This window comes from Sulfitobacter sp. NFXS29 (genome assembly GCF_040148765.1).
Taxonomy (GTDB): domain Bacteria; phylum Pseudomonadota; class Alphaproteobacteria; order Rhodobacterales; family Rhodobacteraceae; genus Sulfitobacter.
In genome coordinates this window covers 18,335-44,907 of the sequence record NZ_JAGDED010000017.1, presented here as the reverse complement: position 1 = coordinate 44,907, position 26,573 = coordinate 18,335, and the positions used below count along the sequence as shown (strand labels likewise).

At 54.4% G+C, this 26,573-nt stretch carries 25 protein-coding genes, 1 tRNA gene and 1 pseudogene; 19 read left to right on the top strand and 8 right to left on the bottom strand.

The features are described 5' to 3' along the window. Positions 1-1,054, top strand: a 1,054-nt coding sequence (locus J3456_RS18625; RefSeq protein ID WP_349581718.1) for a hypothetical protein, incomplete at its 5' end; no start/stop codon positions are given. A gap of 228 nt (positions 1,055-1,282) precedes the next feature. Continuing rightward, positions 1,283-1,630: a hypothetical protein gene (locus J3456_RS18620; protein WP_349581716.1), complete on the top strand. Its 348-nt coding sequence runs from the start codon at positions 1,283-1,285 to the stop codon at positions 1,628-1,630. A gap of 5 nt (positions 1,631-1,635) precedes the next feature. On the opposite strand, the gene J3456_RS18615 is transcribed toward J3456_RS18620, so the two are convergent. Continuing rightward, a complete protein-coding gene (locus J3456_RS18615; RefSeq protein WP_349581715.1) occupies positions 1,636-2,613 on the bottom strand; it encodes a response regulator in 978 nt (325 codons plus the stop codon). A 488-nt stretch (positions 2,614-3,101) separates the two neighbouring features. Here J3456_RS18615 and J3456_RS18610 point away from each other — a divergent pair. Further along, positions 3,102-3,242, top strand: a pseudogene (locus tag J3456_RS18610) (integrase core domain-containing protein); the annotation flags it as partial. Between the two features lie 261 nt (positions 3,243-3,503). Here the strand turns inward: J3456_RS18610 and J3456_RS18605 are convergent. From J3456_RS18605 to J3456_RS18595, 3 genes are read right to left on the bottom strand one after another with little or no spacing between them, the layout of a single operon-like run. Next, positions 3,504-3,917 (bottom strand): c-type cytochrome, encoded by a 414-nt coding sequence (locus tag J3456_RS18605; RefSeq protein ID WP_349581714.1) that lies wholly within the window; start codon positions 3,915-3,917, stop codon positions 3,504-3,506. A 37-nt stretch (positions 3,918-3,954) separates the two neighbouring features. Then, the gene (locus J3456_RS18600) at positions 3,955-5,778 is read right to left on the bottom strand and encodes an ABC transporter ATP-binding protein (RefSeq protein WP_349581713.1); all 1,824 of its coding nucleotides are present in this window, start codon (positions 5,776-5,778) and stop codon (positions 3,955-3,957) included. 8 nt (positions 5,779-5,786) lie between these two features. Further along, a complete protein-coding gene (locus J3456_RS18595; RefSeq protein ID WP_349581712.1) occupies positions 5,787-7,067 on the bottom strand; it encodes a glycosyltransferase in 1,281 nt (426 codons plus the stop codon). A 92-nt stretch (positions 7,068-7,159) separates the two neighbouring features. Here J3456_RS18595 and J3456_RS18590 point away from each other — a divergent pair, with 92 nt between their 5' ends. The 7 genes from J3456_RS18590 (at position 7,160) to J3456_RS18560 (ending at position 13,233) form a co-directional block, all read left to right on the top strand. After that, positions 7,160-8,620: a glycosyltransferase family 4 protein gene (locus J3456_RS18590; RefSeq protein ID WP_349581711.1), complete on the top strand. Its 1,461-nt coding sequence runs from the start codon at positions 7,160-7,162 to the stop codon at positions 8,618-8,620. Between the two features lie 234 nt (positions 8,621-8,854). Further along, a complete protein-coding gene (locus J3456_RS18585; protein ID WP_349581710.1) occupies positions 8,855-10,279 on the top strand; it encodes a TolC family outer membrane protein in 1,425 nt (474 codons plus the stop codon). A gap of 290 nt (positions 10,280-10,569) precedes the next feature. Next, positions 10,570-10,896, top strand: a complete 327-nt coding sequence (locus J3456_RS18580) for a type II toxin-antitoxin system PrlF family antitoxin (protein WP_349581709.1) — start codon at positions 10,570-10,572, stop codon at positions 10,894-10,896. Further along, entirely contained in the window at positions 10,893-11,411 is a 519-nt protein-coding gene (locus J3456_RS18575; RefSeq protein ID WP_349581708.1) for a type II toxin-antitoxin system YhaV family toxin, read from the top strand. The genes J3456_RS18580 and J3456_RS18575 overlap by 4 nt, the downstream gene beginning before the upstream one ends. Positions 11,412-11,644: 233 nt before the next feature. Beyond that, positions 11,645-12,118, top strand: coding sequence for a VanZ family protein (locus J3456_RS18570; RefSeq protein ID WP_349581707.1), 474 nt, complete (start codon positions 11,645-11,647; stop codon positions 12,116-12,118). A 94-nt stretch (positions 12,119-12,212) separates the two neighbouring features. Next, positions 12,213-12,686: a hypothetical protein gene (locus J3456_RS18565; protein ID WP_349581706.1), complete on the top strand. Its 474-nt coding sequence runs from the start codon at positions 12,213-12,215 to the stop codon at positions 12,684-12,686. A 346-nt stretch (positions 12,687-13,032) separates the two neighbouring features. Then, complete coding sequence (locus tag J3456_RS18560; RefSeq protein WP_349581705.1) at positions 13,033-13,233, top strand: hypothetical protein; 201 nt, start codon at positions 13,033-13,035, stop codon at positions 13,231-13,233. Between the two features lie 107 nt (positions 13,234-13,340). On the opposite strand, the gene J3456_RS18555 is transcribed toward J3456_RS18560, so the two are convergent. Together J3456_RS18555 and J3456_RS18550 are read right to left on the bottom strand one after the other, a co-directional pair. Continuing rightward, on the bottom strand, positions 13,341-14,792 hold the full coding sequence (locus J3456_RS18555; RefSeq protein ID WP_349581704.1) for a sensor histidine kinase: 1,452 nt from the start codon (positions 14,790-14,792) through the stop codon (positions 13,341-13,343). Beyond that, entirely contained in the window at positions 14,762-15,235 is a 474-nt protein-coding gene (locus J3456_RS18550) for a putative pterin-binding protein (protein WP_349581703.1), read from the bottom strand. The genes J3456_RS18555 and J3456_RS18550 overlap by 31 nt, the downstream gene beginning before the upstream one ends. Before the next feature lie 448 nt (positions 15,236-15,683). On the opposite strand from J3456_RS18550, the gene J3456_RS18545 reads away from it, so the two are divergent. The 4 genes from J3456_RS18545 to J3456_RS18530 all read left to right on the top strand — a co-directional run bounded on the left by J3456_RS18545 (position 15,684) and on the right by J3456_RS18530 (position 17,618). After that, positions 15,684-15,773 (top strand) — tRNA-OTHER (locus J3456_RS18545). Between the two features lie 30 nt (positions 15,774-15,803). Beyond that, positions 15,804-16,439 carry a hypothetical protein gene (locus tag J3456_RS18540; protein ID WP_349581702.1) on the top strand — a complete coding sequence of 212 codons (636 nt, stop codon included), beginning with the start codon at positions 15,804-15,806 and terminating at the stop codon, positions 16,437-16,439. Then, positions 16,432-16,797, top strand: a complete 366-nt coding sequence (locus J3456_RS18535) for a hypothetical protein (RefSeq protein WP_349581701.1) — start codon at positions 16,432-16,434, stop codon at positions 16,795-16,797. Before J3456_RS18540 ends, J3456_RS18535 begins: the two co-directional genes overlap by 8 nt. Positions 16,798-17,321: 524 nt before the next feature. Further along, entirely contained in the window at positions 17,322-17,618 is a 297-nt protein-coding gene (locus J3456_RS18530; protein ID WP_349581699.1) for a hypothetical protein, read from the top strand. A gap of 388 nt (positions 17,619-18,006) precedes the next feature. Here the strand turns inward: J3456_RS18530 and J3456_RS18525 are convergent, their stop codons facing one another. Then, the gene (locus J3456_RS18525; RefSeq protein WP_349581698.1) at positions 18,007-18,696 is read right to left on the bottom strand and encodes a sulfotransferase family 2 domain-containing protein; all 690 of its coding nucleotides are present in this window, start codon (positions 18,694-18,696) and stop codon (positions 18,007-18,009) included. 244 nt (positions 18,697-18,940) lie between these two features. On the opposite strand from J3456_RS18525, the gene folE2 reads away from it, so the two are divergent. From folE2 to J3456_RS18500, 5 genes are all read left to right on the top strand, one after another. Continuing rightward, positions 18,941-20,032: a GTP cyclohydrolase FolE2 gene (folE2, locus tag J3456_RS18520; RefSeq protein WP_349581697.1), complete on the top strand. Its 1,092-nt coding sequence runs from the start codon at positions 18,941-18,943 to the stop codon at positions 20,030-20,032. A 95-nt stretch (positions 20,033-20,127) separates the two neighbouring features. Next, positions 20,128-20,880: an SDR family oxidoreductase gene (locus tag J3456_RS18515; RefSeq protein ID WP_349581696.1), complete on the top strand. Its 753-nt coding sequence runs from the start codon at positions 20,128-20,130 to the stop codon at positions 20,878-20,880. 514 nt (positions 20,881-21,394) lie between these two features. Continuing rightward, a complete protein-coding gene (locus tag J3456_RS18510) occupies positions 21,395-21,691 on the top strand; it encodes a hypothetical protein (RefSeq protein WP_349581695.1) in 297 nt (98 codons plus the stop codon). 609 nt (positions 21,692-22,300) lie between these two features. Beyond that, entirely contained in the window at positions 22,301-24,169 is a 1,869-nt protein-coding gene (locus tag J3456_RS18505; RefSeq protein WP_349581694.1) for an MASE1 domain-containing protein, read from the top strand. Between the two features lie 137 nt (positions 24,170-24,306). Next, positions 24,307-25,710 (top strand): MucR family transcriptional regulator, encoded by a 1,404-nt coding sequence (locus J3456_RS18500; protein WP_349581693.1) that lies wholly within the window; start codon positions 24,307-24,309, stop codon positions 25,708-25,710. 162 nt (positions 25,711-25,872) lie between these two features. Here J3456_RS18500 and J3456_RS18495 read toward each other — a convergent pair whose 3' ends face one another. After that, positions 25,873-26,259: a response regulator gene (locus J3456_RS18495; protein WP_349581692.1), complete on the bottom strand. Its 387-nt coding sequence runs from the start codon at positions 26,257-26,259 to the stop codon at positions 25,873-25,875. Positions 26,260-26,573: the final 314 nt, after the last annotated feature.

The following is a 26,573-nucleotide window of genomic DNA, read 5'->3' as shown; positions in this document are numbered from 1 at the left end:
CCTGAGTGAGGACCTTCTAGGGCAGCCCCTACTGGGAGATGGTGTTCCTGATGACAGCATCGGCCTTACTGATGGTGTTATCTCGGATGGTGGGTTGCTAGGAGAGGTTACCGGCAACTCTGGTGTCCTGGGCGACGTGACTGGTTCGGATGGCCTGTTAGGGAATCTTATTGGCAATGAGGGTCAGCTGTCCGATACCACCGGCTCCGGTGGTGCTGTTGGTGGCCTGATCGGGACTGGAGCGATGGGTGAGGGGACATCTGAAGCTCAGGCATCCCCCGACCCAGCACATCCCGTCGAACAGGGTTTCCTTGATCCGCTGGTTTCCGACGATGGGCTTCTGGGAGACCTGACAGGAAACTCTGGGGTGTTGGGAAACATTACCGGCTCAGAAGGCGTGCTTGGCAGCCTGGTCGGCGACGGTACGCCGGTCGAGGCCCTGAGTGAGGGCCTTCTAGGGCAGCCCCTACTGGGAGATGGTGTTCCTGATGACAGCATCGGCCTTACTGATGGTGTTATCTCGGATGGTGGGTTGCTAGGAGAGGTTACCGGCAACTCTGGTGTCTTGGGCGACGTGACTGGTTCGGATGGCCTTTTGGGTGATCTTATTGGCAACGAGGGTCTTCTGTCCGATATCACCGGCTCCGGTGGGGTCGTTGGTGGCCTGACCAGCACGGGAACCTTGGGAGAGGGGACGAGCGAAAGTGGAAGCGGCGGTCCCGATGATCTCCTTGGAGGTCTTTTGGGTGGCTTGTCAGGAGAAGAAGGGCCGCTTGGTGATGTGCTCGGGGGCCTAACCGGAGAGGAAGACCCACTGAGTGACGTACTTGACGGCCTGACCGGAGGGGAGAACCCGCTGAGCGACGTGCTTGACGGTCTAACCGGTGAGGAAGGCCCACTTGGAGGCCTGCTCGGTGGTCTAACCGGAGAAGATGGTAGGTCGGACGGTCTTGGTGGTGGGCTATTGGGCGGAAGTAACCCTCTTGGCGAGACGCTCAGCGATGCCAGCGACTTACTGGGGGGCCTCAATGACGAGGGTCTAGATCACATTTAACCATCACTGCTTTGATAGGAAACGGTATGGCCCCTCACGAAAGCTGCATAGCAGTAAGAGGGGCCAGCCCTCAGTCGCACAACAAAGCTGCTTGGCCAGCTTACTTCCTCCGCTTTGAAACCTACTTCGCTTCATCTGAACGGATGGTAACGTGGCCCCTCAAGCCGAGACATTCCGTGTTTGATGTAATGCCAGTCCTGATCGCGATGGCAAGACCGGGAGTTGAGGGTGCGTGTTAGAAGCAAACAGAGCGCAGTTACACAATCAGGTGGCACGCCTTCCGATTCCACCTCGGTTTTTTCCAACATATCGACAAGCGTGATGCTGATTGGCCTGATTTATGGGGCTATTGCCGCAATTGTCTTGCATTTGCTGGGCAGTGCGCTCTGGACGCTGGTGGCAGCATTCTTTCTGGGTGGGGTATGTGCAATGAAAATTGCCACCATGGTCCAGGCCAGCAACTTACGTAAATTTCACTGCGCCGCGCCATTAGAGCCCTTTCCCACAGAAAAAAGCTCGGCCCCAAGGAATAAACCAAATAGGGCCGAGCCAGGTGAATCGCATCTTTCGCCGTGAGGCGTTCAACGGGCGGAGGTTGCGATTGGGAGGTGAGCAGGCGGGGTGTCGTTCTTGAACTTTTGACGCCCCGCAGCTCTATCAATTGCCCGATCAAATGTGTTGCGAACTCGCTGTGTGCGGTTTGCATTCGGTCGGACCGGCCTGCCGATCGAGACAGTGACGGGTGTGTTGTTTGAGGTCTCGCTCCAGGGGCCCATTATCTGCAGTTCAGCTTGAACCAACTCTTCGATCTGCGGCCAACTCGGCAGGCTGTTCCCGGTCGAGATACATAGTATCATACCGCTACCAAAATGCGCCATAAGCAATTGAGGGGAGCCTACCACTTGGCTCACTGCACAGGCGACGTCAGAGAGGACCAAGGCATACTCTCGGCTGGCGCATCGCGAATACAAAGATGCGATATCCTCAACTTGAACGCCAAAGACCTGACATCTGTCGAGATGCTGACGTGAGAGCTGTGACAAGTAATTGCCAAGCGAGTAGGGTGGGATGAATTGCGGAACATCCAAGATGTGTATGGGGTCTTCTAGAGCAAAGTCGTGCTGTCCCGGGTGGCCGCCTAGAAGCATCCGCTTTGGATCAAGGCGCAGCGCTACTTCAGCATTGTCGAGGATCCGCTGGGTCACCCGCAAACGCCGCTCGATCTCCCGCACCTCAAAGGGTTTTAAGATATAATCGTTGGCTCCGGCCGCGAATGCATGCTCAATTGATGTGACATCAGACTTCAATGTGAGCATGATGATCGGCGTCGCGCGATAGGACGAAATCGCTCGGATCTTACGACACAGCGTGATCCCATCCATGGCAGGCATGACAATGTCGAGCAGCAGGCAATCGAAGGGTTTTGAAGCCGCTGCGATGATTTCCAACGCTTCTTTTCCTGACGCGGCCACGGTGACATCCGCGAAATCCGTACCTTCCAAGATGGCGGGCAAAAAATCGCGGATAAGCTGATTGTCGTCGACGGCGAGGATCTTCATATGCTTTGTTCCTTGGTCTCGTTTTGACATAGCCAAATCAGAGGTCGCGAGAGCAGGGCATACTGCGCTTGCCCTGTCACCCTTACCTTTGGAGGAAAGAGGGGGGCGATGCCTTTACTCTGCGCGTTACCTACATCCTTATGATATATTCTTTTGCAATCCACATACTAAAGAATGTAACCAAGATTGCGGCTAATTTATGACATTGTGGAACGACCCTCACTGTATGCGCTGTCTACGCCCCATAGTGACTCTGCTTGCGGTCGGGTTTTTGCTCTCGTGAGTGCTCAGAATGAGCTCAGGCTGTAGTTCAATGCGAAGCTGTCACCCTTAATGTAGTGAACTGTTGATGCAAAATCATAGGCTGGCGAAAGGGCGGCAGTGCGTCGATCAGGATAGATTTGCGACCGCCATTTGGAGTGCCCCCACTGAAGTGGTCCACCAACTGGGATAGTATTATCCCATTTCAGGAGGACCAGAGATGGCTCACCACATTGCGAGAGGCTCAAATCCTGATCGAACGATGGCGGCGCCACTACAATACGGTCCGGCCGCACAGCGCTTTGGGATATCGTCCTCCAGCGCCTGAAAGCATCGCCCCGATAGACCAGAGGCCAACCATGCACTAACCAATCAAATCGGACCACTTGATGGGGGCAGACCAATCAAAAGGTAGAAATGATCTGCTAGTGCATATCAAAATTTACACCGCTTATAACAACCGGGAGCCCTAGAGGACGGCATCTAGAGTGCTTATCCACGTTTTTCTATGGACTGCTGTCCATGCCAGCGCTCGCTTTCAACGCTGACGGATAGGTTTCATTGCCATTTTGATAAATCAGGTCGAAGGGATGCATGAGGGGTGCTTCATGCATTACACACTGAGGCCCTTATCGCTGAATGCTTTCGAGATAGACCAGCAAGCCTGCCAGCTCACGTGGCGTTGGGGTGAGGACGCCATTTATCTCAACCGGCACCGTATCATGTGCCATTGCCCCACCGAACTGTGGCATAGCGCGTTCCATATTACGTTGCTCTGGATGCCCGTAGATATAGCTGAGTGCCCGCGCGCGGGGGAACGAGCCGTCGTTCTTACGGGCCAGCAGGGTCAGGTCTGTAGGAGTTTGGTCAAGGTTCGCTGTTAGAGCCCCGTTTCCTTTTCCTGATACTCCATGGCACGCAACACAGTTTTTGGCGTAGAACTGAGCGCCATCAGGTGCTTCTGGCATGGAAGGTACTGTACAGGCTGCAAGCGCGATACCAACGCTGGCCAAAAGGAACAGGGGAAGTTTGAGCGATGGCATATCTATTCCTTTAGGTGTGAAGGCAAGCGCGGCTCACTCAACCATAACTGCTGCGTTGTGCATTGAACATAGCGGCATAGAGCCCTTCTTGGGCCATTAGCTCCGTATGGGTGCCCTCTTCAACCACCCGGCCCTCGTCAAGCACGTAGATATTATCGGCATGGGTTACCGTTGACAGACGGTGGGCGACCAGGATCGTGGTTTTGCCCTTGGAAAGCTCGTGGATGGCGCCGCGCACTTTCTCTTCGGTACGCTGATCCAGCGCAGATGTGGCCTCATCGAGCAGCAAGATTGGGGCGGAACGCAAGAACGCCCGGGCGATGGCGATACGTTGTTTCTGCCCGCCTGAGAGTTGGGAGCCTTTTGGGCCCAGGGGCGCGTCGCCGCGGTCGCGCATCAATTGGTCGATGCCTACAAGTTCAGCCGCGCGCCAGATTTCTTGCTCAGTGGCGTCAGGACGCACATAGCGAATGTTTTCGTAGATCGAGCTGTTGAAGATGACGATGTCTTGGGCGACCACAGAGAAGGATTGCCGCAGCTTGTCGACGCGCAACTCCTTCACGGGCGTCCCGCCGATGGTCACAGCCCCTTCGCTGACATCGTAAAGCCGGGCGATGAGGCTGAGAACTGAGGTTTTACCGGACCCGGTTGCACCGACGATGGCGGTGACCTTGCCGCCCTCAAAGACCATGTTCACGTCGCGGAACAGGGGGTGTTTCTCGGAATATTGGAAGGTGACGTCATCTAAGATGATATCGCCCGCAGAGTTGAACGTCTCTTTGGCACCCGGCGCAGTGGTGATGCTGGGCACCTCGCGGTAGAGTGAGCGCAGACTGTCGAGGATGATCAGGCTGGCTTGCATGCTGACAAAAAAGGCGGTGAGGCGGCGCGCGGGGTCAAAGATCAACGCCATGCCAATCATAAAGCCGATGATGCCGGCGCCATCCATCTCAAAATCTGGGCTGAGGGCCATGTAGCCTCCGACCCCGATGATCAGAACATAGATGATAGCGGCCAGCACATCGACGGTAGGGCTCATCATCGCTTGTAGTCTTTGCAGGCGAATAGAGAGGTCTTTGATTTCACCGGTGGCTTTGTTGAGGCGGGCCTTTTCCACGGGCTCTTGGTTGGAGATTTTGACGGTGCGCATGCCGTTCGTCATCTCTTCGATCCCGGACATGTAGTTGCCCATGGCATTCTCGGCGTTTGCTTGCGTGCCTTTGATGCCTTGAGAGATCCGTCGGACCACGATCGTGATCGTGGGCATGACGATGATCACCAGCATGAAGAGGGCCGGGTTTTTCCAGATCAGATAGCCTGAAACGGCAATGATGGTCACGGTGTCGCGTACCGCGTTGACCGTGGTCTGACCAATGAAACCCGACAGATCCTGCGCCTGATTGACCAGCCGCAGGATGATATCGCCCGATTTTGTCCGCTCAAAAAACGCCAGATCCAATGTCATCATGTGATCAATCAGATCGCGCCGCATCTTGAACACCGCGTCGCTGGCCAGCCAAGCCGAGAGCCTGGGAACCCAATAAGACATCACTGCGCGTAAACCAAAAATTGCCAGCACCATGCCGCAGACCTTTACCAATCCTGCGACAGTGCCTTCGTCGAAGATCACCCTTAACCCGCTTTCCGTGAGGGCGATAAACTGTTGATAGGCAAAGCCCTGAACCAGGATCATTGCCATCACCAAGCCCAACCAAGGCGTGCGTTGTTTAAGATAGGTGGACCAGAACCAGGAGATATTGTCCTTATCTTGGTCATTGAAGAGCGGCGCACGTTTTTTGCCTTTGGGGGCGGCGTTTGTCGTGTCTACTTGTGCTGCTGCAGTGTGATCTTGCTTGGACATGGTATGCTTCAGGCTTTTGTGGAGCCGGCGGATACCGTGGCGATGATATCTGTCGCAACGTTGTTCCAGGTCCGGAGTGAGGAATGGTTGCGCAGGATTTTATCTTTTGCAGCTGCATAGGCTGCGGGATCAGTATGCATTTTGTCGATAAGGGCCGCGAGCGCTTTAGGATCGTTTGGATCGAAGTATTCCGCCAAATCCTTCCCGACTTCGCGCAACGCTGGGGCGGTGGCGGAAAGGCCAGGGGTTCCCAGCCATAAAGCTTCCCCCAAGGGTAGGCCGAAGCCTTCCATGTGGCTTGGGATAATCAGAGCGCGGGCTTTTTGATAGAGCAGGCGCAAGCTCGCTTGATTGGGGTTCAAAATGAGCCGCACTTTATCTTTGATCGGCGCCAGCTCTGGCTTGTCGAGGTGCGAGACAGTTCTCTTTCTATGGGCGCCGGCCAAGACAAACAGCGGCACAGGACGGCCTGTGTCGTGCAGATGCAGCATTGCTTGCAGAATGCACTCGAGGTTTTTGCGCCCGGTCATCACCCCAACTCCCAGAAAATAGGGTGTATCGGGGACGTCGACATCGACTGCCTCATCGGTTGGGCGCAACTCATGGGGCAGGGGGACGGGCACAATGGGGGGAATGTCGGGTAGATGGCCGGAAGCAGAAAACTTTTCGATTTCTGATTTTGTAAAACGGGAATTGGTCATCACCTTTTCAGCGTGGCTGATGACGATTCCATTGTCGTGAGCAAAATTGCGCGCAAACATGCTCTGACGGGGGTGCGCAAACTCATGCAGCGGGATCATATCGTGGATCAGCGGATAGAACCGCGGGCGGATGTTCTGCTTGTCTAAGGCGACGAGATAATCTGCCATCATTTTGGGCCGTCCGAGGGACACGAAGATTTGGCCTGAGAGATCAACTTCGCGCAGACTGCCTTCGGGGATTGCCCGGCGCCATCTGCGTAGGCAGATACGTTTCATGATTGTGCTCACGAGCGGGTAGAGCGCATCGCGCAGCCAATGAGGTTCGGGAAAGCTATATCGAAGGCGCATGGGCTTTGCTTCGACCGGTATGTTGGGGTCGCAGACGCCTGTCTCGGAGGCAGAGCCTATGTTTGGCTCAACCTCAAAAAAGCGATCATGTGCGGGAGAGAATACGACGAAACGTACGTCAGCCGGCGAGCGGGCGAGCTCATAGCCCACCTCCATCACCGTGCGCGCGATACCATAATATTTGAACTTGACGCCAGAAGACAGAAATTGTTCTGAAAGATCATAATATATAGGGCTCATAAGTCGTCCTAACATCGTCTCTGGGGTTGAGGAACTTGAAATTGTTCTTCACTGAGCGTCACTAAAGCGGTGTTTTACCCTTTTGGGGGATTGTGCACCAGAGCCAAGGAACCGAACCCGACATGTACTATTTTGACATGACCGATATCCTAATCTACGTGGAAAAAGAAACCACTGTATCGGGTATTCAAAGGGTCTCTTTCGAAGTCATTCGTCGTATGGTCGCGCGCTTGGGGGCCGAGAATGTCCGGCTGAGTTACTGGGACAGGGGCCGGCGCGCCTATGTCGCCATTGACGCAAGTTTTCTTAAGGACATGGAAGAGTTTTCTCCCGATGATTTGGGTGTGGTTTTCTTTGGCAAGAAGGCACGCTCTCAACATGATGCTGCGCCGACATTGGTGCGCTATCGCAACAGACCCCTGAAGTACTGGTTTTACCACAAGGTGCGTGCGTATCACGCCGCGCGCGGACATGAGCGCTACTTTGCCAAGATGGGCTCGAGCATTGAAGAGTGGGAAGCCTTCAAGACGCGCCGCGCGCCGCTTCAGGCGCAGGGGATGAAGGAGCTTTCCCGAGAGGTTGTGAGCGAAACCGCGAAGCCGGGCGATCAATTGATCATTTTGGGTGCGATCTGGAACATCGATGGGCTAGAGCCCGCTCTACAGCGTCTAAAAGACGACAAGAACCTTGAGATCTACCAGCTGGTGCATGATCTGATCCCGATCATTGCGACCGAACATATTGCGGCGGATTTCTCGGGTGAGTTCTACCATTGGCTGCGGTCCTCTTTGGACTATTGCGACCGCTTAATGGCAAATTCTCAGAATACGGCCCGCGATTTGCGGCGCTTTATGGACGAAATCGGGCAGCAGCGCCCCATCGACGTGGTGCCGTTGGCACAAAAGTTCAATGTGGTGCACTCCAACCGGGTAAGGGATCCTGCAAAGCCGTTCAAATCGCGTCTCAGCAGTTTGCAGGGATTGCAGCAATCTGTGTTGAACCTGACCAAGACGCCTTTCGTTCTGGTCGTGGGCACAATGGAATCGCGCAAGAACCTCTGGCGTCTTGCGCAAGCTTGGCAACGTCTTATTCAGACCCCAGGGCTTGAAGTGCCCAAGCTTGTCTTCGCCGGCAAGCCGGGCTGGTATAACGACGATTTTGAAGAGTTGATGTCGGCCACGGGCAACCTAGGGGGCTGGGTGCAATTTGCCAAACGCCCCAGCGATACCGAGCTTGGGTTTCTATATGAGAACTGCCTTTTTACAGCGACTGTGAGCTTCTACGAAGGTTGGGGGTTGCCGATCGGTGAAAGCCTGTCTTTTGGCAAGACCGCGGTGGTGGCAGACAATTCCTCCATGCCTGAGGTCGGTGGGGATTTGGTGGAATATTGCGATGCCCAGTCCATCAGCAGCATCTATGAAGCCTGCCATCGGCTCATCGCGGATCCTGACCACCGGCGCGCTCTGGAACAGAAGATCAGCACAAGTGCGCTGCGCACATGGGATGATGTGGCGCGTGACGTTGAGGCCGTGTTGAACCACAAGGATGGTTGAGCCGCGCGGCAAGAGATATCAAATGGCAAATCGCTCTCGGATATGGCACACTCCTTTGCAAGGTTTCTGACGTCATATCTCATTTCATTATGCTCGGGCCGTGAAGGCGCGCGGCAGTAGGTGGATGGCGGAAGCCTGATCTTGGGGGCTTGTCTTTTAAGCGCTCAGAGCAAGAAACGCGCCTCCATCCTGCTTAAGCCAAAGAGAGTGCGCATATAAAAGGCAAGACGAGCAATGAAGATCAACCGTTTCAAAAGGTCCCTGCGGCAGGCTGGCGTTGCCTTGCCCCTCGCGCTGGTGCTGTTGATGCCGCGCCCTTTGTGGTCCGAAACATTGGCGGACGCGCTGGTGGGGGCCTATGAGCATTCAGGGCTCTTGGATCAAAACCGGGCCTTGTTGCGCGCCGCGGATGAAGATGTAGCCAGTGCTAAGGCCGCGCTCAAACCGGTCTTGCGGTGGGCTGGGGGGCTAACGCAGAGCTTTGGCAGCACGCGGGCCTCCAGTCTAGCACCCTCGCAATCCACCGAAGCTCTGACCGCGTCAATCAACCTGATTGGGGAGCTGCTGCTGTATGATTTCGGCGCCAGCCAATACCGGATTGAGGCGACAAAAGAGACGGTGCTGGCCACCCGCCAGACGCTGCTCGACCTTGAACAGCGGGTGCTCTTGCGCGCCGTTGCCGCCTATATGGGGGTCATTGAGGCCTCGGACGTCGTGGCGCTGCGCAACAACAACCTGCGTCTCTTGACCCAAGAGCTGCGTGCTGCGCGCGATCGTTTTGATGTGGGAGAGGTGACTAACACGGATGTCGCTCTTGCTGAAGCGCAATTGGCACAGGCCCGCAGCGGGCTCGCGGGGGCCGAAGGCGCTTTGCTGCGCGCAGTGGAGGAGTATCTCAATGTCGTTGGTCGCAAGCCTGGCAATCTCAATCCCCCGCCTCAATTGCCGAATGTGGGTGGTAATTTAGAGGCTGCCAAAGCGCTGGCGGTCCGCCGTCACCCAGCCGTTTTGGCAGCACAGCATCAGGTTGCAGCCGCACGGTTGGCAGTTAGTTCAAACGAGGCGGCGATGCAGCCTCGGGTAACGCTGCAAGGGAACTATGGTCTCTCAGAAACATTCGACAGTCAGCGCTATAGCCGCAGTGGCAGTATTGGGGTGGAAGCCGGTCAAACAATCTATCAAGGCGGGGCGCTGTCCTCAGCGGTGCGGCGGGCCATGGCTCAGCACGACGCACAGCGCGCCAATCTTCATGTTGTGAGCCGCGAGGTCTCTCAAGAAGTTGGCAATGCCTATGCGTCTTTGTCCTCAGCACGGGCGCAACTTGAAGCCTCAGATCGGCAGATCCGCGCCGCGCGTACCGCCTTTGAGGGGGTGCGGGAGGAAGCAAAGCTGGGGGCCCGAACCACCTTGGATGTTTTGGATGCCGAGCAGGTATTGTTGGACGCGGAATCCACGCGGGTCACTGCGCGCGCCAATCTCTATATTGCGGCCTATGCCGTTTTGGCCGCCACCGGACAGCTCACTGCGCAAGATTTGCGCCTACCCGTGCAGCTCTATGATGTCACATCCTACTACAACTTGGTCAAAGACGGACCGGCAAAATATTCCAAACAGGGCAAAGCGCTCGACCGCGTTCTACGTGCCTTGCAAAAGAACTGATGTTTTAGGGGCCATTGCTCTCGGCTGGCGGATGTAGCTTGCGATCCTGTCGACTGCGAGGTCGGTAGGACCCTGTTTGCAATGCATTTGTCTTTCGAGATGAAACGACGGGCCGATCAATCTCGCGGTACGTCTCATGCAGTCGAAGAGCCGCGCCAGCTAATGGCGCGCAACGCCGATCAGCCCCTCTGCTGCCGGATATGAGGCCGCAGGCCTCGCCCCTAACTTGACGAGGTAATGCAAATGCATTACCGCATCTGTGATACAAGTGGCTAAAAGGGGAAGCTGGCATGCCTGCGCTTAGTGAAGATGTCTCAAAGCTCACCGATCGCTATCAAACGACCGTGCCGAGCAGCGTGCGCAAGCAGCTGAACTTGGGCAAAGGCGATCGGATCCGCTACTGCACTGAGCCGAACGGTCGGATCTATATTGAAGCCATGGTTGCCGAAGAGGGAGACCCCGCATTGGATGCGTTCCTTGATTTTATCGAAGCTGATATCAAGACGCATCCGGAACGCCTGCAGGCAATCAACGATGGCTTGCATGACCGGCTCAAAGCATTGGTTGGAAACGTCGATGTTAATCTTGACGCGCCACTGTCAGATGAGGACGAATGACTAGCAGTGCCGCGCCCCTGGAAGCGCCGCTCGTCGTTAACGGATGGTCGTTCTATGCCCACCCGGTCTTTCTTGACCAACTCGAAGCGCTGATCAAGGAAGTCGAAGAGCGCAAAGTGCGCGATCCAAAAAACTGGCATAAGAAAAACTGCACCAAGCGGCTGGCGGCAATCTCCAGGCTGGTAACCGATGTGATACCCGTCGATCCGGGCACCCAGGCCTTCCGACAGGGCAATACTCTCGGCGATCACCGAAAACATTGGTTCCGAGCAAAATTCTTTCAACAGTATCGGTTGTTCTACCGGTTCAACAGCGATGCAAAGGTTATCGTCCTTGCATGGGTGAATGATGAGAAGACCTTGCGGGCGTATGGCCGTAAGACTGATGCCTATGCAACCTTTAGAGGAATGCTGGACGGAGGTAACCCACCAGAGACATTTGATGCGCTCATGAAAGAGGCCATGGGGGCAGCGGAACGTTTTGAGGAAACCCTTAATGGGGTGCCTAATCCTTAGCGTGAGTAGGGCGGTGGTGCGAGAGCGTCGGTTTCGATGAACCTGCTTGGCTTTTGGACTATGATGCAAAGCGGGGCCATACGATCAGTACGCGATTTCTGATCGCCTATCCTCTGGCTGTAAATTTTAGCGCCTTGGTATAAATACAAAGCCTTCAAAGCGGTCTATAAATGCCGTCATCCCCGCCCGAGGATGCATAGCCCCGGGGGCTTTTAACGATAGGTTGAGCTTTCATGTCTAATTTGCGCGCGCTTGATTTGAAGGCCCCTTCCCGCTGCACGATCGTTTTGTGGGTGACGGTAAGCCTGATGATTTGCATCGGTATGCTGATGCTCCTCCCTCTGGGGCTTTCAGATATGCCTGGTAGCGATAAGGATCATCATATGTGGGCGTTCGCAGTCTTGGTATTGCCCTGTGCTGCTCTTTATCCTCAAGGACTTACGCGAATAATTCCGGGGGCGACCGCCTATGGCGCTCTGATTGAGATCATACAGCCCTTTGTTGGACGTTCGGGTAATTTTATTGATCTCATGGCGGATGTGGCGGGCATTGGGTTGGGGTCAATCCTGGGCCTTGGGCTGCACCACTTGGCCCGAAGCCATTCTAGCTTTCGGCGGGGCGGCGCTCTTAGCCACGCGACAAATGTTATCCAGCTCCATGACCCCCGCCCCTCCGAAGCCGCTGACAAAGACCCTTTGGAACTTTGAGCGGGCTGTATAGAGAAAATCCATTTACCGATCACCACGCCCAAGTGGAAAAGGTCATGTCCCAGGAAGGGGCCGCCTGAACAGGAGTAGCAACATGCGAAGCCAGGTTATTTGTTCTTTTATAGCGGTTTTTATGATTTTGGGTCTTGGAGCCTATGGGTTTGAGCCGATCTATGCGTCAGGGTCTCAGGTTGGTAAAGATCTCCAGAATATTAAGTTGGTGGCTCCTACGAGCCGGGAAGCGTATATCTTTGCCCGCAGCTTTGAAGAGCGCCTGGGGCGCAATTCGGGTGCCAGCACGACTCTGCGGTATAATATTTCAATATATGATCAAGGCTTGGATCTGAGAGATGTAAGCATTGCCCAGAAAATAGGGAGCGTGAGCTATCAGTTGATTGATGAGGCGGACGGGGATGTGATTGCCTCTGGAAAAGTGGAGGCTTTCACTTCCTACTCCTCAGAAGGTAATTTGTCTGTCGCATCACAGTATGACGCCAGTGAGAGATTGCTCATCATCTTGGCCGATAGGGTAATTTCCAAGTTAACTGGCCAGTTGCCTGCCAGTTGATCTTTAGGTGTTTGCAGACCCCGGGGCGGGATCTGGCGCGCGGTGTCGCTGATATCCCAATCGACGCGGTTCTGCACGAATGGCTTGAGTTAATGATGGCACATTGGCAGGAGGGTTTGATGTTGTGTCGGCGCGTCGGGCTGAACGCAGTTCGGATACGATGTCCAAATGTGGTTTGGCACGTATATTCTACGGCATTCTCCGGATGAAGTCTGATGTGGGAAATCCAGACAATTGCTGGCCCAAAAGTTTTTGATCGATTGTGGCGTTCAGGTCGAATTACTTGAATAATTTGCGCTTTTCTGGAAAGATACTTAGCTGCTAAAGTCCTGGGGAGGATTAAAGAATGGCCGGATACAGTGTGGATGACTTCGTAGAAGGGTATAACCAGCTGAACGCACGCAAGTTTAGCGACTTAACCTATGCCGAGGTCAGCAAGCTGATGAAAGAATATGGCGACATCGACCCGATGATTTCCCAGCTTATTCAGGATGCTTATGCAAAGGTGGCACTATGCCCCTTTGAGCTTAGCGCCATGAGGCATTAAACTGAGTTTAATAGCCCTTGGGGGTGCGTACATCTGCTCTCTTAAGAAGGGGAAAACCCCCACATATCGCGCAAAGCTTAGTGGCTGCCGCAATGCGCGGTATTGCTTTAAACTCGGGTGTAAGCTGTACAGGGGGTAGATTTTGAGCTCGAGGTCTCTCGAGATTGCGAGAGCAGGTCGAGTTCAATCCAGAACACCGATCCGTCTCCTTCGACGGAGGTAAACCCCACCTTTCCGCCGAGCAGGTCTATCAACTGTTTGGTGATGCTCAGGCCCAAGCCACTGCTTTTGTTTGCGCCCGTGGTGCCAGGGTTAATCTGATGAAAGGGGGTAAAAATATCGGGCTGCAGGTCTGCGGGGATGCCGATCCCGTGGTCGGTAACCTCGATCCGCGCTCTATCGCTGATCCGCGTCAAGCTAACTTCAACCACATCCCCGGCGGAAGTGAATTTGGCGGCATTGGAGATAAGGTTGTTCAAGATTTGCGTCACCCGTGCGCTGTCGGTGAGGGCGATCACGGACTCCTGGGGGGTGTGGACAGCGTAGCTTACTCCAAGTTTCTCTGCGTAGCTTTGGCAATTCTCCACCGCAGATTTAACCACTTCATTGAGGTCCACCGTCTCGCGCTTTACGGAGACTTTTCCTTCGCTTAAGGCCTGAGCATCCAAAATATCGTTGACGAGTGTCAGGAGCCGATTTCCGTTGCGGTCAGCGACATCGAGCAGCTTCAGGGCGGCTGGGTCTTTCAGTGTGCTGCCGATCCTGGCTTTCAGCAAAGACAACCCGCCTAGGAGCGAGGTGAGCGGCGTGCGCAACTCGTGGCTGACCACACTCATGAAGTTCATTTTTAGGCGCGCTGCTGAGGTTGCTTTTTCAGCCAGGATGCACATTTCCCTTTCCCTTTTCTTTGCTGCGCGAAGTTCGAGCAGAAGCAGGGAAATGAAGATGCCGAAGAGGATCAAAAGCGTCGTGCCGAGATAGGCAATGACATGTGATAATGACAGCAAGCCAGTTCGGAACTCTGATAAGGTGCTGTTTTTGGCCTGGGCAAGGGCCACCAACAGATTGCGTAAAGCAATGTCGTAGCCTTCCAGTTCTGCAAGAATCTTTGCAGCTTTTTGGCGTTCCTCGTCACTTGTCAGCTCTTGTGATACGAACTCAGCGATATCGGGCTCAACGGTCTGGAAGGTCTTCTCAAGGTCAGAAAGCACTGTTTGATCTATGCCAAAGCTCGTGAGGAGCCGTGCAAGCTTACCTTCCTGAAGGATCGTGATCCGGCTCCAGGCAATGTTAAAGCGCAAAGCCACATCCGTTGGGGGTCTAAGGCCGAGCACGACTTCGCTGAGTTCTTTCTCAAGCCTGAGCACTTCGAACTGAAGCTGCGAGCCGACCCAAAGGGGATCGCTTTGCTCCGCGGTCTGGATATTGTCGACCCTATCGCTCAGCTTATAGACGACCCCGATACCAAAGAGCACGGCACCGACAAAAACGACGAGGAGTACCGCGCGAATGATCCTGCTTTTACCGTTCACTTGATAGCTATGGTTTTGAGCTGCCATACCAGTCTGCCATTAAAGGAGTCGTTTCGAAGCTCCGCATGGTCGTCCATTGGATAAATGACCCATATAGGTCCTTTATCCCGCACCGACATCGGCTCACCATCACGTAACACTGCCAGAATGACGTCGTAATCGAAGGCATCTACGGCCGGCACACTTGAGCTAAAATCATTGAGTGCGACCATCTTCAGGGTCGCATCAGGCCCGACATTCAGGGGTTCCAGCACAGCGCGCAGACGCGGCCCTTGGAACGTTGTGGCGGTATCCACATAGTCGTTTGTGGTCACAACGGTGGTCTGAGGCAGCGCGAGCAGCTCTTCCAGCGTATAGGTTGCGGATTGCTCAGGGGTCGAAACCGTAAGGATTGTTTGCGCGGCCCCGATAGTAGGCAGGGTGAGCAGGGCAGCCGCTAAGATGGCGTTCAGGAAATTCTTAAGTCGCATAACAGTTCCTTGATAGTCTTTGTTGCTCTCGCATGTCGGTTCGAAAACGACCAGATCTTGGTGGCAATTTTGAGGCTTCTGCAAAAATTGATGCCGCTTTGCAGCGCTATACTAAGGCTTTGAATGCCCCCGGCGGGGGTACCCTGCGGCGCAGTCGTGGACCGCAATGAGCTATGGGGGTGGGCTATAGTAAGTGTTGTGCTGAAACAGCGCAAAAGGGCGTTCAATCTCGGCGTGAAGGACAGTCGGTAGGGGGGCGAGGCCCAGTAGCCAAGTAACCTCAAGTAACTTCAGGTAAGTCCAAGTAACTTCAAGTAACTTGGGATACCTGCGGCCGCTCTTGCCAGCCGTCTTGCTTTGCGGCACTCTGTGAGCATGAGCTCCCATCTGCGCACCAACCACATTCCCTACCCCCGAATATCTAGCTGATTCAGCCAGATATAATCGGGGGAGTGCTTTGGTGGGCAACGGGCTTTATACACCCTAAGGGCAGTAGATGACTGTCGGCGCGAGAGTTCAAATCTCTCCACTCCTACCATCCCTCATATGATCTCCTTGGGAGGTAGGCATGACACAAGCGATCGCATTAGCAGCCGTGCAAGACACGATTGCCCCGCAATATCCTGACCTGACCATCGAGCTTGTCGCTCAAGTGCATTACGTCCGCCCAGATGAAATTGCGCATATCGACGTCTATGGATGTGAGGATGCAGTGACCCGCAGGGCGATCAGGGCTGATGCAGTGCGCCTGCTGCGACAGCTTAGTATTCATGTCGAGCTGGTCGGGGGGCATGACGTATATACCGTATCGCCAGATCACTCGGATCACGCGGTATTGCAAGACTACGCCAGCAAGTTGCATCCCAAGCTGATCACCTCTGCGGAGTTTTTAAGGGCATACAGCGAGAGCCGCGTGACGCGGGATGTCGCCATGGCTGGCATCGGCGTAGACAATTATCGCGATTTCAACAAAGCGCTGCTGGACTGCGGGTTCCGCCTGCGCCTGATGTTATCTGATCTGCCCGAAGATGAGCGGATGTACCTCCGAGACTGCTACAGGGCAGGCTCATATGTAGATCCAAAACGGTTGTCAGCCCCCCTGCGTGCGCGCGTTGATGTGCAGGTGGCGCGCCAACGGCCTGTCATTGATGGCCGAGAGTATTATTACGTGACTGATGTGTTCGAGGAGCTTGATGATGTCTGAGATGTCCGACCGCCACGCGGCAATGCGCGCTGACATCAAGCTCATCCTGCTGACTGATCCGACGCCTGCGGGTTGGGTCTATGTCGACCTAGAGGGCATCAACCCTCGCATCCTCGCTCATGTGGAAGACAAGGCTACTTTTAGCGCCTATGCGGAGAGGTTTCTCGCTATCCTACAAGCGCTTTATGGAGAGTTCCGTGCTGACCGAACGCAGCCTATGCGTAGCATGAAATTTCAATATAACACCGCTGCTTTTTCGGAGGAGCCGAGAGCGGCAGCGCGGCCTGCTTTGTATGCTCGGCTCGCTGAAGTGGGCTGCTCAGATGAAGAAATCAAGCAGCTCGTCGCGCTTCGATGACTGACGAGCTGTTTCTGCCGGGCATCACTCATGTGGAAGTCAAATGCTGGGACTGCGGGCACCTCGTGACGCGCCTGCCAAGCGATATGCCGGACGGCATCACGCAGCATGAGTTCGAACGTCGCGCAGTCTGCAAATGCGGCACAGGCTGGCCTCAAGTTACGCGGCATCCGCGCAAAGCGCCTACTTCGATGTATTGCTGGTCGAGGTCTGGCATCATCAGTTATGGATGCAGATGATCTACTTCATAGGATTAGGCCGCGCGTAGAAACAGGTAAGGCCCACCAAGTCATCGATTACATCAATACGGGTGTTTACGCATGATTTCTGCATGGAAGCATCGGTTTAAGATTATCGACAAAAGAAGGCCTGAAGACCCTTCCATGGCGTTCAATCAAGTTGTTCGATTATGCACAACCTGTGTGCGCTGCACTGCGGAAACTTTGATCGTTCCGGGCCCGTTACTTCCCCAGCAACGATGATGTCGCAATCCCGCGATAGTCGTAAGATCAAAGGATCACAGTATGAAACTGGTTATGACAACTGCCGCCGCCGCCCTGATTTCCACTGCCGCCCTGGCTGATACCTCGACGTATCGTCAGGACCTCTTCCTCGACACCGCGATTGGCGCCGAGAAGACCTACGGTGATGAGACCCGCATGCTGGCGCCCCTCGAGTCGACTAAAGCAAATGATATCACGTTCAGCACGGCCGATAACAACTTCGATGCAGACACAGTCATGAGCACCCGCTCTGCAGAGCGCAGCCCAGGTGAAGGCTACATCTACGGTGGCTACGGTCCCGGCAACGACAGCCGGTAAGATCGCTCAATTCCAAGAATTGCTCACCAAGGCTTTGGAAGCGGATCTCTTTTCTGCTATACTGCTTCGTGAGATGATGGACCAGCTGCAACAGCGTCTCCCCGCCTTTTCACAGGTCAACGCGTGAGCGAGATAATCAAGTGGACGTTGGATCACAGGGCCGCCCTCGGGCGGCCCTATTTTATGGCATCTCTAAGTTTGGTGTATTGGTCGAAGCGAAAGAATTCACGTAATCACGTTCGTAAGGTGGGAAGCGCCCTGTTTCATTTTCTGTGCTGCGACAATAATGGGTGACGCGTGTTTTAGATCGCGCAGGGAGATGGCGCACGCCACTGGCTAACATTCCACCACTATGACAACCTGTAAGGGGGCGTTGGTGTCCTCAGCTTCAGTACGGTACGTGCAACGCGGTTCTCCTCGCTGCTTTGATTTCTTGGATCAGTCGCAGGTCTTCTCGGTAGAAGGTTTCGATTGATTTTCGAGTTTGTTCAAGCATTTGTATGGAGAACTTCACGCTGCTGTTGCGGTCGAGAGGCACGATGGCTCGGTCGGTTTGAGTGACATGGTCAATCCAACGAAACACCTGCTCGAGGCCTTCCTCAAAGAGGAACATCTTTACGTCGGGCCCGGTAAACTCCGCCTGAGGTCGGATGTGATTGTCCGACAGATAGGGATCGGCAATTTGATCTGTAAAAACCTTTGCAACCCATGCATCAAACGTACCGCAAAACTCTTCCCCCCAATCAAGCTCCACGGTCAGGGTGTCGCCGGGCCCCACGTGCTTAGGCAGCGCGTCGGCGGGATTTTTTCGGGTCGCACGGTAGCGATACTCGCTGAGCAAACGCTCAAACGGATCGCGCAGAATACAGAACCGATGATCGCAAAATCCGTCGGGTAAGATCATGCGCTGCGTTGCTGCTTCCATATGCTGGGGCGTGGTTTTTGACCATTCTACCGGCTCACGGCTGTAAAGAGCCAGAGGCCCCTTGGCCCGGAGATAGCTTGTGATGCACGATCCACCCGTCTTAGGAATATGGACAAAATGCAGAAGCTTACCGTTGATTTTTGAAAGGGGCACCTGTCGCCTCGGATATTACCATAGATTGTGCATCTAGGTGAGAAACGCTTGGCAAGTCAATTCAGGCTGGGAGCTCGCATTGGCTGTCTCAGGCGTGTTCTGCAAACACTGCCACGCGCTAGGGCTCTTAATCTGAGCCACCCGATGAAGGAGGACACCCAAGACGTCGTCTTGTTGCGCTGTGCCATGGTGTTGCCGGTTAAACCACTTTAGCGTGCGGCCGACAGATCAAAGGGGCGCGCATATGACTATTGAGACAGAGGTGTTAGATACACCGGATCGGGATGCGGCCAAGGCTGCGCTCGCCATCCTGCACGCGTGGGGCCAGAAGGCCACTCAGGCCGAGATCGCCGCGCTCGACCCTGCGGTTGCGCAGATGGTGAACGGTACTGGATACCCTGCTTTCAACCGCATCTATCCAACGGATTTTACCGTGGGTGCCAATTACAAAGCCACGCTGCCTGATCTGCAAAACGGCCCTTCCAGCCTGATCCGCGGCGCGCAGCAGTTGATCCAGCATGTGGGCATTTCTAACTTCCGCCTGCCGATCCGCTACCACAGCCGTGGTGGCGGTGATTTGCAGCTTGAAACCTCCGTCACCGGATCGGTCTCGCTTGATGCCGAGAAGAAGGGGATCAATATGTCCCGTATCATGCGCAGCTTCTACCGCCATGCCGAGGCCACCTTCAGCTTTGATGTGATCGAAGCCGCGCTGGATGACTATAAGGCCGATCTGGAAAGCCTCGATGCGCGGATCCAGATGCGGTTTTCTTTCCCAATGAAGATCGCCAGTCTGCGCTCGGGGCTGACCGGCTACCAATATTACGACCTCGCGCTCGAACTTGTGGAGCAGGAGGGAAGACGCAAAAAAATAGTCCATCTCGACTATGTCTACTCTAGTACCTGTCCTTGTTCGCTGGAGCTGAGCGAACATGCCCGCGCAACTCGAGGGCAGTTGGCCACGCCGCATTCACAGCGCTCGGTTGCGAGGATTTCGGTGGAGGACCTCGATGCAAGGGAGTGCCTCTGGTTTGAAGACCTGATTGACCTGTGCCGCCGCGCGGTGCCGACAGAGACCCAAGTGATGGTCAAACGCGAAGACGAACAGGCTTTTGCCGAGCTGAACGCTGCCAACCCGATCTTCGTCGAGGATGCGGCGCGGCTCTTTTGCGAACAACTTCTTGCGGATACGCGGGTAGGGGATTTTCGCATCGTGGCGAGCCATCAAGAAAGCCTGCACAGCCATGATGCCATTAGCGTGCTGACCCAAGGCGATACCTTTGCTGCGCAGAGCTTCGACCCGAAGCTGTTCAACACGCTCTTTCACGTCGGCTGAGTGTCCTTGGTCGCTCTGCCTTTCTTTGGGGGTCTGGTGCTGCGCGAGCGTTATGTGCTTTATCCAAGTGTAATTATGATCTGAGGAGAGGCGTCATGCGTCGAGCTCTGGTGACGGGCGCCGGAAAGCGCCTTGGGCGCGCTATGGCGCTCTACCTTGCGGAGCGAGGGTTTGATGTGGCCGTGCATTTTGCCACCTCGCGGACGGCAGCAGAAGAAACAGCCGCTGACATCGCGGCGCAGGGGCAGCGGGCCTCTCTATTGCAAGCCGACCTGCTCGACGAGGCGGAGACACAGGCTCTGCTGTCCCGCGCGGCGGCAGCACTTGGTGGCCCGATCACCTGTTTGATCAATAACGCTTCAATATTTGAGGCGGACGATATCCACACGGCCACCCCTGAAAGCTGGGAGCGCCATATTGGCAGCAATCTGCGCGCGCCTTTTGTGCTGACGCAAGCCATGGCAAGGCAGGGGCTGCAAGCCACGTCAGATGAGCGCGGCGAGCCGTGTGCCACTGGGCTGATTGTGAATATGATCGACCAACGCGTGCACAGCCCGACCCCAGAGTTCATGAGTTATACCATTGCCAAGATGGGCCTGTGGGCCATGACACGCACGACCGCCCAAGCGCTGGCACCGGCAATTCGGGTGAACGGCATAGGCCCCGGACCGACCTTGCAAGGACAACATCAGTCTGAAGAAGTCTTTGCCCAAGAGCGCCGGGACACAGTTTTGGAGCGGGGGGTAAACCTTGAAGATATCACCGCGGCTTTGGGCTATTTTCTGGATGCACCTGCAGTCACCGGGCAACTGATTTGCCCTGATGGTGGCGAGCACCTGAAATGGTAAATACCAGCCAAAACAATTGACTGCGGTGCGTTCTTCATCTTTTAAAAATCCGGTCGCTCAAGCTGTTCAGGCGTGCCGTTTAAGTAGCGTGGTCCCTCTCTCACCCCCCCCCCCCCGCAATCTTTGCTGCGGTTTCAGCTCGCGCGCTCCTAGCGCCAGAAATTAACCTCATTTATGGGCCTAAATAGCCTTGATTGGGCCGTCACACGCCCCCCCCCTTTGGCGTGTTCTGTGAGATTGATATCTACATCTTCGGAGCAAGCCGTGTGCAGAAAGTATTTGGACTGAGTGGAAGCATCTCACACAGCACTGTGATGCCGCTGAAATATTTCGTAACTATCTATAATAAATATACTTTCTAGCAAGAAGGCAACATCAGCAGAGATCATTTCCTAGCTCCATAACGCCAAGCCAGGGCGGTGCGAAACTTCTCTCAGTGCGGCGCCGTGTCTTTACCACAACGAAGACATCGCACTGATGCGACACAACTCAATGAGAGCCAAAGGAACAGATTATGAAACTTTTTCTGACAACCGCCGCCGCTGCCCTGATCTCCACCACCGCATTCGCGTCCAATTCGACTTACTATAATGACCTCTTCCTCGACACGTCGATGAATGCGGGCAAAGTATACTCCGACGGTGAGCGTGCCATGAACCCCAACCTGTCGACCCGTGCGAACGATCTGACGTTGAACACGGCGAATAGCGATAAGATGGAGGACACTTTCCTAAGCTCGCGCAGCGACCTCCGCAGCCCCGGTGAGGGGTATATCTATGGCGGTTATGGTGCTGGCAGCGACAGCCGCTAATCTAAACGATCCGCAAGTCATGAAGGCCCGGCAGCACCCGCTGTCGGGCTTTTCATCTTCATAACAAATTCACAACGCGAGATATATTGATCATCTAGGGGGGCAATAACCCTCATATAGGGGAGGTTTGCGCGATTTTTGTCACGAAAGAGATAATGGAAGCGCGCCAGTCGCAAGATAGTGAAGCCGTGGGGAGTTGAGCGCTTGGATTGCGTCGATATCACCACCAATTAGAATTGAAGCATGGCAATCGAGATTATTCGGATCCTGCATGCTGCACAAAACCTGACGGCGTTTTTGAGTGAACCTTGAAGTTTGTTTGGCACCAAGGTTCTGGTGCTCGTCCCAAGGCAGACAAAACCATACTGGGTAAGAATAGGGCTGCCGCATCACGGATGGGTAGCGCACACGGGTCCCAAAAACACTTTTGCAAATATGCAAGAATATGAAAGTGTATTTTCAGAAGCCTGTTCAAGGGGGGAGCATGTGAGGGGGACCTTCTTTACACGAACGCCGTCGCCAGAGGCTTTGGCGACTTCGAATGCTGGATTGGCGCGGAGCCCTAATAAGGCTACTGGAGGGCGCGCGCGCTTACCCAGTGTTTCCACCTTGCTGTTGTTTTTTGCAATTTATTTGTCGGCGGCTGCTTTTGGTCGTTGGATGACGATTGTGCCCGGTGATCCCGTTACTGTTTGGCCGCCTAATGGGGTGATCATCGCGGCGTTACTGATGCACCGCAGAGAAACTTGGCCATGGTGGATTGCGCTTGGGGTCTTCGGAGAGATCATTGGGAACTTCCTGTGGTACAACAGCACCGTCATTGCCGCCTTTGGGTATATAGTCGCTAACGCGGCTGCAATATTTGCGGCAGGCTACATTCTCGCCCCGCTTTTTGACGCCCCCATCCGGCGGTTGACCAAGCTGTCCCAGGTTCTGGGGCTGTTGGTCATTGGCGTTCTGATAGCCCCTATGATCAGTGCGACCATTGGCAGTGCCTTTGTTGCATTAGAAGGCAAAAACTCCTTTGCGGCCACCTGGCCTCTTTGGTGGTTAGGGGATGCAACCGGCACTTTGATCGCCACCCCAATAACAATCACGGTTGTAAATGCATGGCGTGATGGCATGAGGCTCCAAGGGGGCACGTTGTTAGAAAGTCTTGTCATTGCAGGTTTGCTGGTGGGCATCACCGCCTGGGATTTGGCGACAGGGTCTTATTACACATATCTGTTGCCGCTGCCGGTTCTCTGGGCTGCATTGCGATTTGAGTTCCGCGGCGCGGCGCTCGCGGTGGCGGGGCTAACATTCGTAATCGGGGCGCATGGGCATATTCTTGGTGCCGCGGATAGCCCCACATTGAGCATCGCCCTTATGCACAACAGGATGCAGATCCTGATCCTGACCGCGGCTTCCATTGGATTGATTGTCGCGGCAATTGTGCGCCAACAAAAGCAGGCGTTGTTGGACTTAGCTCAGATCAATGCTGAACTGGAAGCGCGGGTTAAAGACCGAACAAGAGACATTGAGACATCTCAGAGGCGCTTTGAAGCCACGTTCAAGAACGCGGGCGTCGGGATCAGCATTGTGAGTGGAGAAGGCACTTTAATGCGCGTCAATGACCGCCTGGCAGAAATGCTTGGCTACAGCGCTGAAGAAGTGGAGGGCCGCTTGCTTGATGATTTTACGCATCCAGAGGATACCCCTCGAGGAAGGACAGCACTTGAGGCGCTCAAATCCGGTGCAGCGGATGAGTACGATCTGGAAAAGCGCTATCTTTGCAAAGATGGCGGCTTGGTATGGGGCCATACCACGGTGAGCTGTGTGCGCGACCCTGAGGGAGGGCTCTCCTACCTCATCAAAATCATCCAAGACATTACGGACCGAAAAGAACTCGACGAAAACCGCCAAATGCTGATGCGTGAGGTGAACCACCGTGGCAAGAACCTGCTTTCTGTCGTTAAGGTGATCGCGCGCCAAACAGCCCGGCGGTCCCCGGAGAACTTCATTGAGGCATTTGGTGAACGGCTACAGGCTCTTGCGGCCAACCAAGATATTCTGGTGAACAACGGATGGCAGAAGATTGAGTTGGACGCACTGGTGCGGGGCCAACTTGAGCATTTTGAAGCAATCAGTGAGCGCGTAACGGTGGCGGGTCCCCCAGTCAAAGTTAGCGCGCATGCAGCGCAGGCGATCGGCATGGCGATTCATGAACTGGCCACAAATGCTGCCAAGTACGGAAGCCTAAGCAATGATATCGGCCGCGTTGCCATCGGCTGGTCGATTGAGCAAGGCGAATTTTCTATGTCTTGGCGCGAACAAGATGGCCCCGCGGTATCAGCGCCTACGTCTCACGGGTTCGGAACAACGGTGATCGACAAGCTGACGGCCTCATCGCTTTCAGCAGATGTCAAGCTCGCCTACGCCCCGACCGGATTGGTCTGGACAGTGAGTTGCCCACTCTCATCGCTTTGCGATGACTAAAGCGGGTTTGGCTGCGACCAGGCAATTGAGGGTCATGGTAAGTTTGAGCGCTCTTCTCTAACAAGATTGAGGTTGGGCGCAGAGCAAATACTCTATAAGCGAAGAGTCTCATCCACCTCCGGAATGAGTGTTCACATATGGCTTTCCCTTTGATCAATAAAGTAAGTCCGGAACCTATAGAGGATAGCCTCGAAAGTTCCGCCCGCGTGGCTCGGCGGGCATTAAATACCCCTATTGCGATAATTTCTTGGTTTGGTCCCAGGGGGGAGGTGCATCAAGTAAGTTCCGAGAAAGATACCATTGATTGTTCGGGTGATGCGCGGGTCGCTCAAATGGCCAGTGATATCGCTGAGCATGTTGTGGCCAATAAGCGGCTTTGGGCGGTTTCCGACGCGCGCGATAATCCGATACTCAACCAAGCCCTTGCGGTGAAACAGGGTGGGGTGATGAGCTGTATCTCAGTGCCGATACACAATACACGCGACGGCCACATATTGGGAGCTTTGTCTTGTATAAGTTTCTCGCCGTGCGCTTGGACGGACGAAGATATGCAGGTGCTAACGCACATTGGCAAGCAGGTTGATGGCAATTTGATATCCTATTCCGGTAGTTCGGTCGACACGTCAAAGATTGGACGGACTAATGCAAAGCCGGCGGCCAAGGATTTCTGGGAAACTGCAAACTATGAGTTTCGGACCCCTCTAAAGCTGATCTCTGAAGCCTCACGCGTGCTCAATGATCTAAAACTCGAAGGCCCATCGGGGGCTCTTGTTGGAACTATTGCACGCAGCTCAACACAGCTTTTGGCTATCACGGATGGCCTTATTCGGGTGTATGAGCGCGACGAAAAGGGCGCCAGCAGTCAAAGTGAGAAGTCGGACTTGCTAAGGCGAGTTAGGAATGCCGTGCTCCCCCATCGACCTCACGCGGTTTCAAAGGGCATTACTTTAACCGTAGAGGATCGACTTGAGGCGGGTCCCAGCCCTGCTGTGGACAGCGCCTGCCTGGCGGAAGTCATAAATCACCTTGTATCCAGTGCGGTGGCCGCCAATACGGAGGGCGCTGTTAGCATCGAGCTGGAAAGTGATGCTTCCTCGAACTTGCTGATAAAAGTAAGAGACACAGGCTTGGGGATCGCTCTAAAGCACAACATAGATTTGTTGACTAAAGGATTGAAGGTGCAGGAAGGAAGTTTCGAAGAAACTTCAATCTCTTCCCTCATACCTGTCCAATTGAGATTGGCATCCATAGGTGGAAGCCTGAAAATATCTGGTAAGCTGGGGGTCGGTTCGCAATATGAAATCAGGCTACAAGCTGCGCCACATACGAACCAGAAATCACCTCCCTCAGAGCCTGGCTCAAAAGGCCGACTGATTACCTGTTTGGAATGTGGTGAAGAGATGAGTCTTTTGCGGCGCCACCTCATGCTGGAGCATAATCTTTCCCCCGAAGCATATCGGAAAAAGTGGAAACTGCCTGACACATTCTCATTGGCCAGCCCGGCCTACGAGTTCAAGCGAGACACCGCGCGAAGAAAGTAGGGCGTTTGCAAAATGGGAATATGAGAAGGGGGGGGGCAGCTATTTGGTTCCCCCTTCTATTTTGTCCAGCGGCTTCACGAGGCTGGCATGCTAGAGATGCCAAAACCTAAGGGGCAGGCGGATTGCCTAGGTGCTTCGGATCCTTAGCGCAACCATGTGCAGTTAACGACTATTGATATTAACGGCCTCAGTGACAACTTTCAGAAATTCCTTGCGCCGAAACGGCTTAGATATTGACCGGGTCGCCCCTAGAAGCTCAGCGCTTTGAAGCATATTATCCAACAGGTCGTTCAAATATTGTCCGCCACCCGATATTGCGACAATGGGGACCTCAGTGTTCTCTCTCCGAATCTCCATGATAGTTTCGATGCCTTCTCTGCCCGGCATTAAAATATCAGTGATGATGACATCTGGATTCGTTAAGCGAAATTTCGCCACCCCCTCGCGTCCATCCTTTGCCTCGGTCACTTCGAAACCCGCCGAAAACAGCATACTACGTATGGTTTCTCGCACGTCTTCCTCATCCTCGATCAAGAGAGCTTTCTGCATCTTATCGGGTTACCTTTTAAGTTAAACATCCATTTGCATTGTTTCATCTACCTTCGGTACCACGGAAAACGGCAATATGGTAACCCATAGCTTATTCGGCTTTTCGCCGCCAGCGCGAGTACAACAGCTCGAACAAACTAACGTGCTACTCTTTGGGTTATCTATAGTACGGTCAGGCGGTGGTAGGCCTAACCCACTCTTTCTTTTCGTCAAAATTGTGTTCGGAAGCGGTTTTTTTAAGCGTTACCTTTGGTATGAGATGGTGGCCGCAGGAGTCGGTGCCTTAGCCTGGGTGCGCGCGTATCGCTGGAAAA